Source organism: Mesorhizobium sp. M0139, from assembly GCF_040322455.1.
In the GTDB taxonomy this organism is placed as follows: domain Bacteria; phylum Pseudomonadota; class Alphaproteobacteria; order Rhizobiales; family Rhizobiaceae; genus Mesorhizobium.
The window spans coordinates 270,640-289,906 of record NZ_JAMYTN010000003.1 but is presented as its reverse complement, the minus strand read 5'-3'; the positions used below and the strand labels follow the sequence as shown (position 1 = coordinate 289,906).

General features: G+C 63.9%; 13 protein-coding genes. 9 read left to right on the top strand and 4 right to left on the bottom strand.

Annotated elements, in window-relative coordinates:
- Positions 1 to 1,929, bottom strand: coding sequence for an autotransporter assembly complex protein TamA (locus NKJ58_RS06360; RefSeq protein ID WP_023804940.1), 1,929 nt, complete (start codon positions 1,927 to 1,929; stop codon positions 1 to 3).
- Between the two features lie 277 nt (positions 1,930 to 2,206).
- Between NKJ58_RS06360 and NKJ58_RS06355 the strand changes: the two genes are divergently transcribed.
- From NKJ58_RS06355 to NKJ58_RS06325, 7 genes are all read left to right on the top strand, one after another.
- Entirely contained in the window at positions 2,207 to 7,693 is a 5,487-nt protein-coding gene (locus tag NKJ58_RS06355) for an alpha-2-macroglobulin family protein (protein ID WP_352518722.1), read from the top strand.
- Positions 7,694 to 7,776: 83 nt separating this feature from the next.
- Entirely contained in the window at positions 7,777 to 9,882 is a 2,106-nt protein-coding gene (gene pbpC, locus NKJ58_RS06350) for a penicillin-binding protein 1C (protein ID WP_031249190.1), read from the top strand.
- Positions 9,883 to 10,123: 241 nt separating this feature from the next.
- The gene (locus NKJ58_RS06345; protein WP_352518723.1) at positions 10,124 to 10,819 is read left to right on the top strand and encodes a M15 family metallopeptidase; all 696 of its coding nucleotides are present in this window, start codon (positions 10,124 to 10,126) and stop codon (positions 10,817 to 10,819) included.
- A gap of 230 nt (positions 10,820 to 11,049) precedes the next feature.
- Positions 11,050 to 12,078: a sulfate ABC transporter substrate-binding protein gene (locus tag NKJ58_RS06340; protein WP_023673082.1), complete on the top strand. Its 1,029-nt coding sequence runs from the start codon at positions 11,050 to 11,052 to the stop codon at positions 12,076 to 12,078.
- 18 nt (positions 12,079 to 12,096) lie between these two features.
- Positions 12,097 to 12,948, top strand: a complete 852-nt coding sequence (gene cysT / locus NKJ58_RS06335) for a sulfate ABC transporter permease subunit CysT (protein WP_023815605.1) — start codon at positions 12,097 to 12,099, stop codon at positions 12,946 to 12,948.
- Complete coding sequence (gene cysW, locus NKJ58_RS06330; RefSeq protein ID WP_023690809.1) at positions 12,941 to 13,825, top strand: sulfate ABC transporter permease subunit CysW; 885 nt, start codon at positions 12,941 to 12,943, stop codon at positions 13,823 to 13,825. Before cysT ends, cysW begins: the two co-directional genes overlap by 8 nt.
- A 73-nt stretch (positions 13,826 to 13,898) precedes the next feature.
- Entirely contained in the window at positions 13,899 to 14,939 is a 1,041-nt protein-coding gene (locus tag NKJ58_RS06325) for a sulfate/molybdate ABC transporter ATP-binding protein (RefSeq protein ID WP_023673079.1), read from the top strand.
- Between the two features lie 14 nt (positions 14,940 to 14,953).
- Here the strand turns inward: NKJ58_RS06325 and NKJ58_RS06320 are convergent, their stop codons facing one another.
- Positions 14,954 to 15,352, bottom strand: coding sequence for a type II toxin-antitoxin system VapC family toxin (locus NKJ58_RS06320; protein ID WP_023705604.1), 399 nt, complete (start codon positions 15,350 to 15,352; stop codon positions 14,954 to 14,956).
- A complete protein-coding gene (locus NKJ58_RS06315; RefSeq protein WP_023682213.1) occupies positions 15,352 to 15,624 on the bottom strand; it encodes an AbrB/MazE/SpoVT family DNA-binding domain-containing protein in 273 nt (90 codons plus the stop codon). Before NKJ58_RS06315 ends, NKJ58_RS06320 begins: the two co-directional genes overlap by 1 nt.
- A 240-nt stretch (positions 15,625 to 15,864) precedes the next feature.
- Here NKJ58_RS06315 and NKJ58_RS06310 point away from each other — a divergent pair, with 240 nt between their 5' ends.
- Complete coding sequence (locus tag NKJ58_RS06310; protein ID WP_023707711.1) at positions 15,865 to 16,851, top strand: sulfate ABC transporter substrate-binding protein; 987 nt, start codon at positions 15,865 to 15,867, stop codon at positions 16,849 to 16,851.
- A 260-nt stretch (positions 16,852 to 17,111) separates the two neighbouring features.
- Positions 17,112 to 17,561 (top strand): RrF2 family transcriptional regulator, encoded by a 450-nt coding sequence (locus NKJ58_RS06305; protein ID WP_023673075.1) that lies wholly within the window; start codon positions 17,112 to 17,114, stop codon positions 17,559 to 17,561.
- Between the two features lie 65 nt (positions 17,562 to 17,626).
- Here the strand turns inward: NKJ58_RS06305 and NKJ58_RS06300 are convergent, their stop codons facing one another.
- Positions 17,627 to 19,168 carry an acyl--CoA ligase gene (locus tag NKJ58_RS06300; protein ID WP_502897526.1) on the bottom strand — a complete coding sequence of 514 codons (1,542 nt, stop codon included), beginning with the start codon at positions 19,166 to 19,168 and terminating at the stop codon, positions 17,627 to 17,629.
- Positions 19,169 to 19,267: the final 99 nt, after the last annotated feature.

Sequence of the window (19,267 nt, the reverse complement as noted above, 5' to 3'; positions counted from 1 at the left end):
TCAGAACGCCTGTCCGATGCCGGCATAGATGCCGAAACGCGGGTCGCCACGGTCGCGGTTGAGCGGCACGGCGGCGTCGATGCGCAGCGGCCCGAACGGCGTGATGTAGCGCAGGCCAACGCCCGCGCCGACCTTCACGTCGGAAAAGTCCGGCGTCGCTGTGGTCGAGACAGTGCCGGCGTCGACGAACGGCACGATGCCGATCGTGTCGGTCAGCGCAATGCGCATTTCGACCGATGTTTCGAAGAAGGAAAGCCCGCCGATCGGCTGATTGTCGATGTCCTTCGGTCCGATGCCCTGATAGGCATAGCCCCGCACCGAGCCGCCACCGCCGGAATAGAAGCGCCTGTCGGCTGGAACGTTCTGAAGGCCGGTGCCGACGATCGAACCCAGCGCGACGCGTTCGGCAAGCACGAATTTCGAGGCCGTGTCGAGCGACTGATAGGCCGACCCCTCGCCCCTGAGCTTGAGGAAGGCGGCGCCGCTCAGAATGTCGTAGCTCGGTTCGGCATAGGCCAGAACCCTGAAGCCGCTGGTCGGATTGAGCCGGTTGTCCCTGTTGTCATAGACATATTGCAGCGGAATGCTGGCGATCAGGTATTTGTGCTTGCCGAAGGCGTCGGTGATCCTGGAATAGTCCAGCGCGATTTCAGCCGAAACCGTCTGCTTCTTGTCGATCTCATAGGACAGGCCGGTGCTGCCCTTGACCGAGAAATGGTCGTAGGCATCGGGATGTTCGAGGACGGTCTTGACGCTGGCGATGAATTTCGAGGCCGGCCCGACCACGCCCGGCTTCTCGAACATGATGCCGGCATTGTAGTTGAGCTCGCTGAGATCGTTGCTGCCGATGCCGCTGATCTTGCCCTCGATGCGCAGCTTTTCGGCCCGGCCGAACAGATTTCGGTGGCCCCAATAGCCTTCCAGGCCTAGCCCTTCGGTGTTGGAGAAAGTGCCGCCAACGCCGAAATAGCGTGGTTTGCGCTCGCTGACCTGAACGCCGATCGGAATGTTGCCGTCGGCGTCGAGACTGTCGGCTTCCTTCAGCGTCACGCTGTTGAACACTTCGAGCCTCAGCAGCCGGTCGCGGGCATCGTCGATCTCGTCGGGCGAATATTGCCGGCCGCGTTTCAGCCCGGTCATATATTCGGTGAACTCGCGATTGACCTTCTCGGTGCCATCGACGGTGGTGTCGCCATAACCGGCAACCGGCCCGGCGGCCACCGTCAGCGTCACGTCGAGCGTCGAGGTGGTGTGCTCGGCCACGACCTGCCTGTCGGTGATCCGGGCCAGCGGCCGGCCCTCCTGCTTCAGCGCCCGCACGATCAGCGCCTCGGCCTTGAGCACGGCGCCCGAGCCGGCATCGCCGCCGGCTATCAGGCCGAAATCGGCGCTCGCCAGCCCGGCGGCATCGCCCTCCAGCCGAATATTGCCGAGCGTGAATTTGGGCCCGCTCGAGATGCTGATCACCACCGGGATCGGCTGCGGACCCGTAAATTCGGCATCGGGCGGCAAATCGTCGAGCGCCTTGCCCTGGATGGTGATAGTGACGACGCCTTCATAACGGGCGTCGGCATAAAGCGCGGCGACCAGCTGTTCGCGGTCGCTACGCGCCTTCGCCAAAAGGCCGAGCGAGCCGGAAACCGGGCGGTCTTCGTCGGATTTCAGCGACGAGGCGTTTTCGAGCTTCTTGACCAGGTCCTTGTCGGCATCGGGCGCTTCGATGGTCACCGCATAGCGCAGCGGGTCGACGATATCGGCGTCCTCGTCATTCGAAGAGCCCCACAATTTGATGCCGAAGAGCTCGAAGGCGGCCGCCGACCCCGATTCGGCAACGAGCACGGTCGAGCACGCCAACGCCACAATCAGCGCACGCGAAAGCGTGCGCCGTGGCGCACTTACCTTCGACATCTGCGCTTCATACGCCGGCATCAGGACAACCTAGGTTACAAAACTAAAATTGGAATGAAGTTTTGAAGCGCTCGTAAAGGGGCCACAATCCAATTGTCTGAAATAGGCAGGGCTTGGAATTCACACCTTCTGCGTTTTCGCAAGAAAGCGTGATCCCTTTCCCGTGGATGAACTATCGGCATACCGGTCATTGGCCGGTTTGGGAACCGTTGGCGGGCGGAAACCTGCCCGTCCTCGTGTTGACAAGCTTGACTGAAGCTTGAACATGCCGCGGACGTAGCAGTGTCTGGAGGGTGTTATGGCGATGCGCGCGGCGGCTCGTGGTCTGTCGATCTTGATTCTTCTCATTTTCGCCTGGGGGTCTGTAGCGCAAGCGGCCGAAGCCCGCCGGGTGGTGACCTCAAATAATTCCGACTATTTCGGCTTCGATCTCAGATCGGACCAGAATGTCAGCCTCGATCAGTGCAAGACGACATGCCTCGGCGACCCCGCCTGCCGCGCCTTTACTTACAACAACAAGGCCAAATGGTGCTTCCTAAAGTCCGACTATAACCAGTTGAAACCCTTCAGCGGCGCGGTCGCGGGCAAGGTCGTCAATGTCGATGGCGACCCCGATATCGGCGCCCCGCCGGAACTCGCCTTCTTCCCCAACTGGATGGCCGACCAGGCCCAGCAATACCGCAACAAGCTGACCGATCCGGCCTATGACAAGCCGACCGACGGGCTGGAATCACTCCGCGCCGCCGCCGAACAGGCTGCACTGACCGGCGACCATGGGCAGGCCATGAACAAATACGAGGCCGCGGTCTCGGTCCTGCCTGACGACGGTCAGCTTTGGCTCGGTCTGGCGCGTGAAACGCTTGCCATACAGCCGGCCAGCGGCACCTCCGAATCCTACAATCTGCCGGTCAAAGGCACCTCCGCCGCCATCAACGCCTACAAGTTGCTGCGCACCACCAAGACCCGCGCCGAAGTGCTGGCGCTGCTCGGCAACGGCCTCGACCGCCGCGATCTCTACCGTCCGGCCCTGCAGGCTTATGAAGCCAGCCTCGCGCTGGTCAGTTCGCCGGCGGTCAAGGCCGAATATGAGGATCTCAAGGCCCGCAAGGGCTTCCGCGTCATCGATCACTCGATCGACGCCGACACCAGCGCGCCGCGCATTTGCGCGCAGTTTTCCGAGGAGCTGGTCAAGACCGGCGTCGACTACGCCCAGTTCGTCACCGTCGACAACCAGCCGCCCAAGGGCGTCGAGGCCAAGGACAAGCAGATCTGCGTCGAAGGCCTGGAGCACGGCCAACATTACGAAGTGACCTTCCGCGCCGGTCTGCCGGCCGCCATTGGCGAGGTCACCGCCGCTCCGGTCGTGCTGTCGATCTATGTGCAGGACCGCGCGCCGTCCGCCCGCTTCACCGGCGACAGCTTCGTGCTGCCCGCCGGCGCCCGCCGTGGCATCCCCATCGTCACCGTCAACATGAACACCGCGCAGATGAAGCTCTACCGTATCGGCGATCGTTCGCTGGCGCAGCTTCTGTCCGGCTATCAGTTCCTGAAGCAGCTCGACGGCTATGATATCTCCAGCATTTCCGACCAGATGGGTGAGCCGGTCTGGCAGGGCCAGCTCGACATCGCCAACGACCTCAACAAGGACGTCACGACGTCGTTCCCGGTCGACGAAGCTTTGCCGCAGCGCAAGCCCGGCGTCTACGTGCTGACCGCGCAAGCGGTAAACGAAAACGACGAGGACAATTACAATTCGCTTGCCACGCAGTGGTTCGTCGTCTCCGACATCGGCCTGTCGACCTATACCGGCCAGGATGGCCTCAATGTCTTTGCCCGCTCGCTCGGAACCGCCAAGCCGATCGCCGGCGCCGAACTGACGCTGCTGGCCAGGAACAATGAAATCCTCGGCACAGCCACGTCGGACGCCGAAGGCCATGCTGTCTTCAACCCCGGCCTGACGCGCGGCGACGGCGGCATGGTGCCGGCCGTTCTGATGGCCAAGCAGGGCGACAACGATTTCGTCTTCCTCGACATGGGCCGCGCCGGCTTCGATCTGTCCGATCGCGGCGTCGCCGGACGCGCCGCACCGGGCGCGCTCGATGTCTATGCCTGGACCGAACGCGGCATCTACCGCGCCGGCGAGGATGTGCATGTCGCAGCCCTTGCCCGCGACGGCGCCTCCAAAGCGGTGGAAAACCTGCCGCTGACCTTCATCTTCACCCGTCCCGACGGCGTCGAGAACCGCCGCATCGTTGCCGATGGCGTCTCGGCCGGCGGCTATGCCGTCGACCTGCCGCTGGAAGCCAACGCCATGCGCGGCACCTGGACGGTGTCGATCTATACCGATCCCAAGCAGGCGGCCGTTTCCAGCCAGATGTTCCTGGTCGAAGACTTCGTGCCGGATCGCATCGAGTTCGACATGAAGTCCGACAAGCAGGAGATCGCCCAGGGCGAAACCGCCAACATCGACATTGACGGCCGCTTCCTCTATGGCGCGCCGGCCGCCGGCCTCGCGCTCGAAGGCGAGCTGACGCTGTCGACGGCGCGCGACTGGGACCGTTTCGCCGGCTATTCGTTCGGCCTTGCCGACGAGCAGTCGGCCGAGCCTTCGGTCACCCCGTTCACCGGTCTGCCGGTGGTCGGCGACGACGGCAAGGCGACCTTCCCGGTCACGGTCGACCAGTTGCCCGCGACCACCAAGCTGGTCGACGCCAAGGTCACGGTTCGCATGCGTGAAACCGGCGGCCGCGCCATCGAACGCTCGCTCAACATCGGCATCCGCCCGCAAGGCCACATGATCGGCATTCGTCCGGATTTCGCCGACAATGAGGTGCCGCAGGGCGGCACCGCCAAGTTCAGCCTCATCGCGGTCGACCCCGACGGCAAGCGCGAGACGCTGAAGGGCGCGCAGTGGTCGCTGGTCAAGGTCGAACGCAATTACCAGTGGTATCGCAACAACAACTCGTGGAACTACGAACCGGTCACCTTCACCAAGTCGATCGCCAACGGCCAGGTCGATCTCAGCGCCGATGCCGAGGCGACCGTGACGATGCCGGTCGACTGGGGCCAGTACCGGCTCGAGATCGAGACTGCCGATCCCGAGGGCCCGGCGACCAGCTATGAGTTCGACGCCGGCTGGTATGTCTCCTCGACCTCCACCGAAACGCCTGATGGGCTCGAGATCGCTCTCGACAAGGACAGCTATGCCGCCGGCGACGTGGCCAAGCTGAAGGTGTCGCCGCATTTTGCCGGCGAACTGCTGGTCACCATTGGCGCCGACAAGCTGCTCAAGACCGTCACGGCAACCATGCCGGCCGGCGGCAGCACGGTCGACATCCCGGTCGGTGACGACTGGGGCGCCGGCGCCTACATCACCGCAACCCTGTTCCGGCCCGGCGATGCGCAGGAAACCCGCATGCCGGCGCGCGCCATCGGCGTAAAATGGCTGACGGTCGACCCAGGCTCGAAAAAGCTCGCCGTCACCCTGACGCCGCCGGACAAGACGATGCCGCGCCAGCAGCTGTCGATCCCGGTTTCGGTCGCCGGCGTAGCGCCGGGCAGCAATGCCTATGTCACGGTCGCTGCCGTCGATGTCGGCATTTTGAACCTCACCAACTACAAGGCGCCGGATCCGGAGGGCTGGTATTTCGGCCAGCGCATGCTCGGGCTCGAAGTCCGCGACATCTATGGCCGTCTCATCGACGGCTCCCTCGGCACCACCGGCAAGCTCAGGACCGGCGGCGACGGCGCCTCAATGCAGCCGCAAGGCAGTCCGCCGACCGAAAAGCTGGTCGCCTTCTTCTCCGGCCCGGTCCAGCTCGACGCCGACGGCAAGGCGAGGATCGACTTCGACATCCCGCAGTTCAACGGCACCGTGCGCGTCATGGCCGTCGCCTGGACCAAGGAGGCCGTCGGCCATGCCACGACCGATGTCATCGTGCGCGATCCGGTGGTGATCACTGCCGGCCTGCCCCGCTTCCTGGCGCCTGGAGATGCAGCTATCATGCGGCTCGACGTCGCCGACACCGACGGTCCGGAGGGCGACTATGCCCTGTCGATCGCCACGACCGGCGACCTCTCGACCGGCGACAAGCCCTTGCCCGAAAAGCTGACGCTGGCCAAGGGCAAGCGCCAGACGCTGACCGTGCCGCTGATTGCACAGACGGCGGGCAATGCCTCGATCACCATCAAGCTCGCCCATGGCGACGGCACCGCCGTCGAGCAGACGCTGTATGTTCCGGTGCGTCCGGCGCAATTGCCGGTCACCACCCGTCTGGTCGTCGACCTCAAGGGCAATGGCGGCTCGCTGCGCGTCGACAAGGAGCTGCTCGCGGCAAGCCTGCTCGACGGCGCCTCGATCAGCGTCGGCGTTTCGCAGGCTGCGGCCTTCGACGTGCCGTCACTGCTGATGACGCTCGACCGCTACCCCTATGGTTGCGCCGAGCAGACCACCAGCCGCGCCATGCCGCTTCTCTACGTCAACGATCTGGCGTCCGGCGTTGGCATGCAAAGCGATCCCGAACTGCACGGCCGCGTGCAGGCCGCCATCTACAAGGTGCTGAGCTACCAGGCTTCGGCCGGCAGCTTCGGCCTGTGGGGTCCGGGCTCCGGCGATCTGTGGCTCGACTCTTACGTCACCGACTTCCTGACCCGGGCGCGCGAGCAGAACTACGACGTGCCGGCCCTGGCGATGAGCCAGGCGCTGAGCAATCTGCAAAACTCGGTCGGTTACGACCAGGACGTCCAGGATCGCGGCAGCGAAATCGCCTACGCGCTCTATGTTCTGGCCCGCAACAAGAAGGCCTCGGTCGGCGATCTGCGCTACTACGCCGACACCAAGCTCGAAGCCTTCTCGAGCCCGATGGCCGTCGCCCAGTTGGCGGCGAGCCTGGCGCTCTACGGCGACGCGCAGCGTTCGGAAGCAACCTTCCAGACGGCGCTGCAGCTGGCCAAGTCGACCACCGAATACGACTACTACCGGTCCGACTATGGCTCGCGGCTGCGTGATGGCGCCGCGATCCTGGCGCTCGCCGCCGAATCGAAGCCGGTGCCGACCATCGTGCCGGAGCTGATCCGGCTGGTGGCAAGGGAACGCGCCGATGCCCGCTGGACCAGCACGCAGGACGAGTCCTGGATGCTTCTGGCGGCCCGCGCGCTGAAGTCGGGCAACGACTCGATCACGCTCTCGGTCAACGGCGCGCCGCATGCAGGTGGATATTCCAACCACCTCAGCGGCACCGACATTGCCGACAGCCCGCTGACCATCGCCAACACCGGCGCCACGCCGCTGCAGGCGGTCGTCACCACGGTCGCCTCGCCGGTAGAGCCCTTGCCGGCCGGCGGCGACGGCTTCACCATCGACCGCACCTACTACAAGCTCGATGGCACCGAAGCCAACGTCACCGAGGCGACGCAGAACGAACGCTACGTGGTCGTGCTCAAGGTTTACGAGCAGAACCGCTGGCCTTCGCGCCTGCTGATCACCGACCTGTTGCCGGCCGGCTTCGAGATCGACAATCCGGGCCTTGTCTCCAGCGCCCAATTGTCGAACTTCACCTGGCTGGCGCAAACGGACGCAGCCCATCTCGAATTCCGCGACGACCGTTTCGTCGCGGCATTCAATCCCAATGACGGCGATGGCGACCGCAACATCATGCTGGCCTACGTCGTGCGTGCGGTAACGCCGGGCACCTATGCCCATCCGGCAGCCACGGTGGAGGACATGTACCGGCCGCAATATTCGGCCCGCACCGCCACCGGCATGATGGAGATCAAGGCGCCGTAAGGCGCCTTGACGAAGATGAACACGCCGATGTCCGCGACCATCTCCTTCTCCCCGCTATGCGGAGAGAAGGAGCCGGCAGGCGGATGAAGGGCACCACCATGCTCTCCAGAAAATTTCTCCGTCGAACAGGCATCGCCGCCGCCTCCCTCGTCGGCTTTGCGGCGATCGCTGCCGCTTCTCTCTGGGAACTCGACCGCGCTTTTCCGCCGCCGCTGCCCGGAAGGCTCACCGTCTCCACCGAGGTCCAGGACCGCGACGGCCAGCTGTTGCGCGCCTTCGCCACGCCGGACGGTTACTGGCGGCTCGACACTCATCTCGACCAGGTCGACAAGCAGTTCGTCGACATGCTGGTCACCTATGAAGACAAGCGCTTTTGGGACCATGATGGCGTCGATGTGCTGGCGCTGGCGCGCGCCGCCGGCCAGTTCGCCACCAGCGGCCATATCGTCTCCGGCGGCTCGACCCTGTCGATGCAGCTTGCCCGGCTGATCGAGCCACGCGAAAACCGCAGCCTCGGCTCGAAGATCAAGCAGATGCTGCGTGCCATCCAGATCGAGCGGCGGCTGTCTAAGCAGGAGATCCTCGAACGCTATTTGACGCTGGCGCCTTATGGCGGCAATCTCGAAGGCGTGCGCGCCGCGTCACTCGCCTATTTCGGCAAGGAGCCGAAGCGGCTGACGGTCTCGGAAGCCGCCCTGCTGGTTGCGCTGCCGCAATTGCCGGAAAAGCGCCGGCCCGACCGCAATCTCACCATCGCTCATGCAGCCCGCGACCGCGTGCTGACCCGCATGGTATCAGCTGACCTGCTTGGCGAGCGCGAGGCCGCGCGCGCAGCGCTCGATGATGTCTCGGGCTTGCGCCGCAAACTGCCGGCACTGGCGCCACATGCCGCCTATGCCATGCTGCCCAAGGCCGTACCCGGCAAGCCATTGCAGCTGACGATCCGCAAAAGCGTCCAGCAAGGGCTGGAACAGGTGGCGCGAGATGCCGCGATCAAGCTTGGGCCGCGCCTGTCGGTCGCCATGGTGATGGCGGACGCGCGCACCGGCGACATTCTTGGCGAAGTCGGCTCGGCCGATTTCTTCGATGCCAGCCGCTCCGGCTGGATCGACATGACCAGGATCGTGCGTTCGCCCGGTTCGACGCTGAAGCCGTTCATCTATGGCCTCGCCTTCGAGCAAGGGCTGGTGGCGCAGGAAATGCTGATCGAGGACAGTCCGGTCGATTTCGGCGGCTACCGGCCAAAGAATTTCGACATGGGCTATCAGGGGGATGTCTCGATCCGCCAGGCGCTGCAGCTGTCGCTCAACGTTCCGGCGATCCGCGTGCTCGACTCGGTCGGCCCGGCACGGCTGATGGCGCGCTTCCGCCAGGCCGGCGTCAGCCCAGTGCTACCGGTCAACGAGGCGCCGGGCCTCGCCATCGGCCTCGGAGGCGTCGGCGTAACGCTGCGCGATCTCGTCCAGCTCTATACCGGCCTCGCCAATGGCGGCAAGGCAAACACGCTGCATGACGGCACCGAGCCGGCCAATGCCGAGCGCACCACCGCCACGATCCTCGACGCCCAGGCGAACTGGCAGATCACCGACATATTGTCGGGCGTAAAGCCGCCCGAGGGCGCCTTGCAGCGCGGCATCGCCTACAAGACTGGGACGTCCTACGGCTACCGCGACGCCTGGTCGGTCGGCTTCGACGGCCGCTACGTGCTGGGTGTGTGGGTCGGCCGCGCCGATGCCGGTGCGGTGCCCGGCCTGTCCGGCTATGTCTCGGCCGCCCCCATCCTGTTCGAGGGCTTCGTCCGCTCCGGCCTCACCGCCGTCCCGTTGCCCAGCCAGCCGGCCGGTGTCCTCAAGGCCAGGCGCGAAGACCTGCCGGTGACATTGGGGCGCTTCGGCGCCGGCGCCGACGGACTGGTGCAGGCAGGCCCGACGGAACCGGCGCCAACGATCATTTTCCCGCCCAACGGCGCCCGCGTCGATCTCGCCACCAATTCCGCCGAGGCCTCGCCGCTGGTGCTGAAACTGCAAGGCGGCCGCGCGCCGTTCCGCTGGCTGGCCAATGGCAAGCCGCTCGTCGGCATCGACCGCCGCCGCACCGCGACCTGGCTGCCCGACGGCGCCGGCTATTCGACGCTCACCGTCATCGACGCCGTGGGACGCGCGGCAAGCGTGAAGGTGTTCGTTGAATAGATGGCGCCAAGCGATTCAGGGGATTGGGCTTCTTCGCCCGAGGCCCGGCGCGAGGCACCCCCCTCTGGCCTGCCGGCCATCTCCCCCGCAAGGAGGGAGATTATTCGCCTCGCTGCCTTCGCCAATCTCCAACGGTCGAGTAGTAAGCGCGAGGTCCAAACCGCCAATCTCCCCCCTTGAGGGGGAGATGCCCGGCAGGGCAGAGGGGGGTGCCTCGCGCTGTCCTTCGTTGGCAAGCTTCATGGCGGCAACGCTGATGATCCTCGTTGCACCCCCCGCCCACGCCGATCCCCTGCCCGCCGGCTTCGTCCGCTTGGCCGATGTCGATCCCTCGATCCGCCAGGACATCCGCTATGCCGGCCTGGAAAATTTCCTGCATCGCAAGGCCGATGGCTACGACGCCCCAATCTGCATACTCACGAAGCAAGCTGCGCAAGCGCTGTCCGGTGTGCAGAAAGCGCTCGCCGCCGATGGCCTGACGCTGGTCGTCTTCGACTGCTACCGCCCGGCCCGCGCCGTTGCCGACATGGGCAAATGGACCAGAGAGGGCGGCCCGCCCGATCCGCAATGGTACCCTCAGGTGCAGCGCGGCGACCTCATCGCCAAGGGCTATATCGGCGAATTGTCAACCCATTCGCGCGGCTCGACCGTCGATGTAGCCATCGCCCGCAGCGACGGCAAGAACAAGTCATCCGCCGCTTGCGGCGCGGCCGGCGCCGGCACGCTCGGTTTCGGCACCAGCTTCGACTGTTTCGACCCGGCAAGCGAAACCGCCCATCGCCCATTGGCGGCAGAAGCGGCGGCAAACCGCAAAAGGCTGCTCGACGCCATGCGCGCCGGCGGCTTCAAGAATTATGCGCGCGAGTGGTGGCACTACACGCTTCGGGATGAGCCGTATCCAAAGCTGCGCTTCGATTTTCCCATCACTGCGGGCTGAACCGCCCGGTGCTACACCGAGCCTTCCCTCGCTCGGCCTTGCTTCTGCGGTGTCAGCTCCTAGATAGCGTCAAACCGGCCGGATTTGGGTTAGACCAATATGAGGAAAATATTTCCTTCCGAGACCCAATATCGGCGAAAATTTCCTTCGAGCGGACAAAAAAGGCAACGTTGAATGCATCTAATTTCTATCAATTCGATAGAGTTCAGCCGTCATCAACGGAGGCGGGAATGACCAAACCTCATTTCAAGAAACTGCTCGGCGCACTGGTCGCCACATCGATCCAGTTCGGCACGCTCGGTTTCGCGTTTGCCGATACGACCATTCTGAACGTGTCCTACGACCCGACACGCGAACTCTACAAGGCCTATGACGAAGCCTTCGTCGCACACTGGAAGGCCGAGACCGGCGAGACGGTCACGATCCAGCAATCGCATGGCGGATCGGGCGCCCAGGCCCGCGCCGTGATCGACGGCCTCGATGCCGATGTGGTCACGCTGGCGCTTGAGGGCGACATCAACGCCATCGTCACCAAATCGAAGAAGATCAATCCGGACTGGCGCAAGAAATTCGAGAACAATTCGGCGCCGTACACCTCGACCATCATCTTCCTGGTCCGCAAAGGCAACCCGAAGGGCATCCACGACTGGAGCGATCTGGTCAAGGACGGCGTCCAGGTGATCACGCCGAACCCCAAGACCTCCGGCGGTGCGCGCTGGAACTACCTTGCCGCCTGGGCCTATGCCAACGCCAATGATGGCGGCGACGAAGCCAAGAACAAGGAATTCGTCGGCAAGCTCTACGCCAATGCTCCGGTGCTCGACACCGGTGCGCGCGGCTCGACGGTCACCTTCGCGCAAAAGGGCATCGGCGACGTGCTGATCGGCTGGGAAAACGACGCCTATCTGGCGCTCAATGAATTCGGAGCCGACAATTTCGAGATCGTCTATCCCCCGACCTCGATCCTGGCCGAGCCGCCGGTGGCGATCGTCGACGCCAATGTCGATGCCAAGGGCACCCGCAAGGTCGCCGAAGCCTATCTCGGCTGGCTCTATTCCAAGGAAGCCCAGACGATCATCGCCAAGAACCACTATCGTCCGGCCAAGCCCGAGTTGGTGGATGCGGCTGACATTCCGAAGACGCCCGAAATCAAGCTGATCTCCATCGACGATCCGCTTTTTGGCGGCTGGAAGAAGGCACAGCCTTATCATTTCGGCGACGGTGGTATATTCGACCAGATCTACAAGCCGGCCCAGTAGGATTTAGATCAGGACGACATGACCATAGCACCCGCCAAGGCGGGGTGGCGATTCAGACAGCCGAGTGTCATTCCGGGTTTCGGATTGACGCTCGGCTTCTCGCTTGCCTACCTCACGCTCATCATCCTCATTCCCCTGTCGGGCCTGATCTGGCGCTCGGCAGCCCTCGGCTGGACCGATTTCTGGGCGATCGTCACTGACCGCCGGACCATCAACGCACTCGAAATCAGCTTCGGCACAGCCTTCATGGCAGCCGCCGTCAACGTCGTCTTCGGCACGCTCGTCGCCTGGGTGTTGGTGCGCTACCGTTTCCCCGGCCGCCGCGTCGTCGACGCCATGGTCGACCTGCCCTTCGCGCTGCCGACGGCAGTAGCCGGCATTGCGCTGACCACTCTTTATGCGCCCAATGGCTGGATCGGCCATCTCCTGGCGCCGCTCGGCATCAAGGTCGCCTACACGCCGCTCGGCATCGTCGTGGCGCTTGTCTTCATCGGCCTGCCGTTTGTCGTGCGCACGGTGCAGCCGATCATGGAGGAGATCGACAAGGAAGTGGAGGAGGCCGCCGCGACGCTCGGCGCCAACCGCTTCCAGATCATCACCCGCATCCTGTTTCCCGGCCTGGCGCCGGCCATCATCACCGGCTTCTCACTCGCCTTCGCGCGCGGCGTCGGCGAATACGGCTCGGTCATCTTCATCGCCGGCAACCTTCCCTACAAGTCGGAGATCGCACCGCTTCTGATCGTCATCCGGCTCGAGGAGTACAATTATCCGGCGGCCACCGCGATCGCGGCGATCATGCTTTTGCTGTCGTTCGTGATGCTGCTGGTCATCAACCTGGCGCAGTCATGGAGTCGCAAGCGCTATGGCTGACCCCGAGATCAAATCCTACGAACCGCATCACGAGAGCCGGTCGGCGGCGGTGACCGAAAGCCGGCCGGTGCGGCTGCTGCTGATGGCGGTGGCCTTCGCCTTCCTCGCCATCTTCCTGCTGCTGCCGCTGATCATCGTCTTCCACGAGGCGCTGGCGAAAGGCATTGGCGCCTACACGGAATCGCTCTCCAATCCCGATACGCGCTCGGCGATCCGGCTGACGCTGCTGGTGGCGGTGATCGCCGTTCCGCTCAACGTCGTCTTCGGCATTTCGGCTGCCTGGGCGATCGCCAAGTTCGAGTTCAAGGGCAAGGCTTTTCTAACCACGCTGATCGACCTGCCCTTCTCGGTCTCGCCGGTCATTTCCGGCCTGGTCTATGTGCTTTTGTTTGGCGCTCAGGGACTGTTCGGTGAATGGCTGAAGGCGCACGGCATCCAGATCTTGTTCGCCGTGCCCGGCATCGTGCTCGCGACCATCTTCGTCACCTTCCCCTTCGTTGCCCGCGAACTGATCCCGCTGATGCAGGAACAGGGCAACGGCGACGAGGAAGCCGCGCTCTCTCTGGGCGCCAATGGCTGGCAGACCTTCTGGTACGTGACGCTGCCCAACGTCAAATGGGGATTGCTCTACGGCGTGCTTTTATGCAACGCCCGCTCGATGGGCGAATTCGGCGCGGTCTCGGTCGTGTCGGGCCACATACGCGGGCTGACCAACACCATGCCGTTGCATGTCGAAATCCTCTACAACGAGTACAACGCCGTCGGCGCTTTTGCCGTCGCTTCGCTGCTTGCCGGCCTGGCGCTGGTCACGCTGGTCTTGAAAACACTTCTAGAGATGCGCTACGGCGCCGAGATCGCCGCGACGCGCGGGCACTGACTAAATGCATGTCGCCCAAGACTGGGAACCGGTTTTGCGACATCGACATGCACCAAATTACTGAGGGATCTACATGGAAGTTCGCGTTGCCAACGTACGCAAGGAGTTTGACCGGTTTCCGGCCCTCCATGACGTATCGCTTGACATCAAGTCGGGTGAGCTGATCGCGCTGCTTGGGCCATCCGGCTCCGGCAAGACGACGCTGCTGAGGCTTATCGCCGGCCTGGAGCGGCCGACGCGCGGAAAGATCTTCTTCGGCGACGAGGACGCCTCGCACCGCTCGATCCAGGAGCGCAATGTCGGCTTCGTCTTCCAGCACTATGCGCTTTTCCGGCACATGACGGTCGCCGACAATATAGGCTTCGGCCTCAAGGTCCGGCATGGACCGTCGCGACCACCGGCGGCCGAAATCCGCCGACGCGCCTCCGAACTGCTCGATCTCGTTCAGCTTTCCGGCCTGGAAAAGCGCTATCCGGCGCAACTTTCCGGTGGCCAGCGCCAGCGCGTGGCGCTCGCCCGGGCCATGGCCATCGAGCCCAAGGTGCTGTTGCTCGACGAGCCGTTCGGCGCGCTCGATGCGCAGGTGCGCCGGGAACTGCGCCGCTGGCTGCGCGAGATCCATGACCGTACCGGCCACACCACCGTCTTCGTCACCCACGACCAGGAAGAGGCGCTCGAGCTTGCCGACCGCGTCGTGGTGATGAGCCAGGGGCGCATCGAGCAGGTCGGCTCCGCCGACGAGATCTACGACACGCCGAACTCGCCCTTCGTCTACTCCTTCATCGGCGAATCGAGCATGCTGCCGGTCAAGGTTGAGAATGGCGAGATCTGGCTCGCCGACCGTCCGATCGGCGTGTCGGCGCCGCACGCACCCGAGGGCGATGCGACGCTGTACTTCCGCCCGCACGATATCGAACTGCTCGACGGCTGCAGCGGCTGCATCGCCGGCACGGTCGCCGCCAGCCGCCGCGTCGCCGGCACAAGACGCGTCGAACTGGAAATCGGCGGCGAGCGCCAGCGCGTCGAGATCGAACTGCCTGTGGACCATCCTGCGGCGCAGAAGAGCCGGGTGGCGTTCAGGCCGAGGCGCTGGAAGCTTTTCCCGGCGGCATAGACATCGATCCGGCGCTACTCCAGCCAGTTCTCGACCGTCAGGCCCTTGATCCGACGGAACTCAGCGGTGTTGGCCGTCACCAGTGTCGTCCCCAACACACAGGCATGGGCAGCAATGAAAAGATCATTGTGGCCGATTGGCTGGCCTCTGGCCTCCAGCTCGGCACGAAGTGCTCCGTATTCGTTATCCATCGGCACATCGAGCGGCAACACAGGAACCTCGGCGAGCAATTGCTCGACCTTGGCGAGCAGCTTGGCCGATCTCTTGCGGGCGCAGCCATAACGCAGCTCCGAGGCGACAACGATGCTGGTGCACAGGGCACCGTCTCCCGCGCGAACCGCCGCACTGGCAGCCTTGCCGGTAGGGTTTCGGATCATGTCGCTGAGAATGTTGGTGTCCAGCATGAACCGCATCAAAAGATATCCTCAGGCCCCACGGGCGCATCATGGATCTCGGGAAAGTCGTCTTCAGGACCAAGCGGCGGCTCTTTCGCCCATTGGGTGAGCAAGGCGGTGAGGCCTGGTTGACGGACCGGCTCGATGATCAGCCGGTCGCCATCGCGGCTGATCAGGACCTTCTCGCCAGGCAGCTCGAATTCGACAGGGATGCGAACCGCCTGACTGCGGTTGTTGCGAAACAACTTCGCCTCCCTGGGGGGTGGTATTGAGTGACGGTGCTGCGGCATGGCAGCCTCCCCTGTCTGTTCCACTTGTATATGCCATTTGTATATGCCACTCGGCCTCGAATTGCAAACCACAGAAAACCCCAACGCATCGGCATTTCGGCTGGAATGAAATTTCGCCGATAACCTGCTTCAGCGATTTCTTTTTCGCTGCAACGCCATACGTCTGCCCCGTGTGCCTCGCAGTACACCCTCCGGCCCGGCTATGTTCTGGCAACGCATTGCACATCGGAGCCTGTGTTCATGAAGCGATTTTTCCTCAGCGTCGCCACTGTCGCCGGCCTGATCCTCGCCTGTTCGCAGGCCTGGTCGGCCGACAAATTGCTCAACGCTTCCTATGATGTCGGCCGCGAATTGTTCGCCCAGGTGAACAAGGCTTTCGTCGCCGGCCATCCGGGCGTCACCGTCGACCAGTCGCACGCCGGCACCTCGGCGCAGGCGCGCGCCATTGCCGAAGGCCTCGGCGCCGATGTCGTCACCTTCAACCAGGTCACCGACATCGACTTTCTGGTCAAGAAAGGCCTCGTCTCCGCCGACTGGCAGAAGGATTTCCCCGACAACGCCTCGCCCTTCTACTCGCTCCCATCCTTTCTCGTCCGCGCGGGCAACCCCAAGCACATCAAGGACTGGAACGACCTCGTGCGCGACGACGTGCAGGTGATCTTCCCCAACCCCAAGACCTCGGGCAATGCGCGCTACACCTATCTGGCCGCAACCGCCTACGCCAAGGAAGCCTTCAAGGGCGACGACGCCAAGGTGAAGGAGTTCGTCACCAAGCTGTTCAACAACGTGCCGATCTTCGACACCGGCGGGCGCGCCGCCACCACCACCTTCGTGCAACGCGAGATCGGCGACGTGCTGATCACCTTCGAGTCGGAAACGCGCGGCATCCGCAAGGAGTATGGCAACGACAAGTTCGAACAGGTCACGCCAACGGTCAGCCTGCTCGCCGAATTCCCGGTGGCGATCGTCGACAAGGTCGCCGACGAGCACGGCAGCCGTGACCTCGCCAAGACCTATCTCGATTTCCTCTACACGCCCGAGGGCCAGACCATCGCGGCTGAAAATGGCCTGCGCGCCCGCAACGCTGAAGTCGCGGCAAAATACAAGGCCGACTTCCCCGATGTCCGCCTGCTGACGGTGGAAGACGTCTTTGGCGGCTGGGACAAGGTACAGAAGGAGCACTTCGCCGCCGGCGGTCTGCTCGACCAGACCTATGGCAGCCGCTGATATCAGCAGCGTTCGACCTCACCTCACAAGAAAGCCGGCGCTTTGCCGGCTTTTTTGATTTCGCGCGCCGACAAACGGCTTTCAGGCGGAATCTGTCGCGATCGGCGAAAACGTTACAAAGAATCAACGCCTTTGTGCCTAACATCTCAACCGGGCGGCTTGTTCTACGCGAAACCGGGTTGTTCAGGCGAAACGTCATGATTTGCACACAAACAACCGCCAGATGCGGGTGGTTGGGGTTTTCATGAACTGAAGCGGGCATGCTTACCAAAAAAGGCAAATACGGCCTCAAGGCCCTCGTGCATCTTTCCGGCCTGCCGGTCGGCCAGCTTGCATTCGTCAACGACATCGCGATCGCCAACAACATCCCGAAGAAATTTCTGGATGCCATTCTGGGCGAGCTGCGCAATGCCGGCTTCGTCCTCAGCCGCAAGGGCAAGGAAGGCGGTTATCGCCTCGCCCGGCCGGCTTCCGAAATCAAGATCGGCCACGTCGTGCGCGTGCTGGACGGCCCGCTCGCTCCCATACCCTGCGCCAGCCGCACGCAATACCAGCGCTGCGAGGATTGCGACGAGGCGACCTGCCAAGTCCGGCACATGATGCTGGAAGTGCGCCAGGCGATCGCCGAAGTGCTGGACAATCGCAGCCTCGCCGCCATGCGCGACGCCGACAATGATGATTTTCCGGTCGAACTGACATCGCAGATCTAAATTAGAGCATGGTCCCGAAAAGTGCGAACCGGTTTTCGGACAAGATCATGCTGAAATGAGAGTCCTCAGACCAGGCCGAGCTTGCCGGCCAGGCCGACGCGCTGGATTTTGCCGGTGGGACCCTTGGGTATCTCCTGGAGAAACAGGATGTGGCGCGGCACCTTGAACTCGACGATCCGGCTGCGCGCGAAATCACGAATCTGCTCGGCATCGGCGGTGGCGCCCTCGGCCAGCACGATGGCCGCACCCACCTCTTCGCCGAGCATGGCGTGCGGCACGGCGAAGGTCACCGCCTGCGCCACCAGCGGATGATCGAGCAACACATTGTCGACCTCGAGCGGCGAGATCTTTTCGCCGCCGCGATTGATGATCTCCTTCAGCCGCCCGGTGATCTTCAGATCGCCATCCTCGTCGATGAGGCCCTGGTCGCCGGTGCGGAACCAGCCATCGCTGAAGGCAGCTTCATTGGCCACCGGATTGTCGAGATAGCCATCATGGATGTTGGCGCCGCGCACCGCGATCTCGCCCTTTTCACCCGCCGGCAGGATCGTCCCCTTGTCGTCCAGGATCGTCACCTGCGGACCCGCAGGCAGGCCGACCGAGCCTGGCTTGCGGCGTGCCGGCGGCAGGCCGTTGGATGTCATCTGGTGCGCCGCCTCGGTCATGCCATAGGCCTCGACCACCGGACAGCCGAAGACGCGCTCGAGGTCGCGGAACACGGTGTCGGGAAGCGCTGCCGAAGACGAGCGGATGAAGCGCAGCCGCGCAGCCGCGATGGTTTCGCCATTGCGGGCGGCGCGCGCCAGGATCGCCTGATGCATGGTCGGCACCGCGCTGTACCAGCTCGGCCGGAAATCGCCCAGCCAGCCGTAGAATTTGAGCGGGTTGAAGCCCGGCGTGCAGACAACAGCGCCGCCGACTGCCAGCTGTGCGCTGAGCGCCGCCATCAGCCCGTGAATGTGGAACAGCGGCATCACGTTGAGACACATATCGTTTGCCGACAGCGCCAGGGTGCTGGCGATGTTGGCCATCGATGCCTGCAGATTGCGCTGCCGCAAGCCGACGATCTTCGGTCGCGCCGTGGTTCCCGATGTGTGCAGGACAAGCGCGAAATCGTCGGGTCCGTTGAACTGCATATCGTCGAGGCGAGCCTCGCTGGCAGCCTCCACCTCGGCGTCGCCCGCCAGCAGAAACTCGCCAGCCTTGGCGCCGTCAGTCACGACGACGTCGAGCACCGCAATGCCGAGCCCCTTTGCGGCGTTGCGCGCGGCATCGCCCATGCCTTGTCCGCACAGCAGCAGCTTCACATCGAGATCGCCGAGATAGAAGCGGAATTCGTCTTCGCCGTAAGCCGGATTGAGCGGCGCCGCCGTCGCCAACGCCGAGACCGCCAGGAAACAGGCCGCCGTTTCCGGGCCGTTGGGCAAGACGATGCCGACGGCCGTGCCGCGGGCAACGCCACGCCTGGCGAGATCGCCGCAGAGCTTGTCGACAAGATTGGCGAGGCCGGCAAAGCTCAGGGACGGCCGGTCCGGCGCCATCAGCGCCACCGCAGCCGGCCGCCAGGGCGCCAGTTGGGGAAGTGCTACCGATAGGGCCTGTTTCAAGTTCGAACCCTGAATGGCGTTCACCATGGCCTTGCCGGCGCCGATTGCGCGCCCGTGGCAGACGCAGTAAAGCGATTTCCGGACGCACGCAAGAACAGG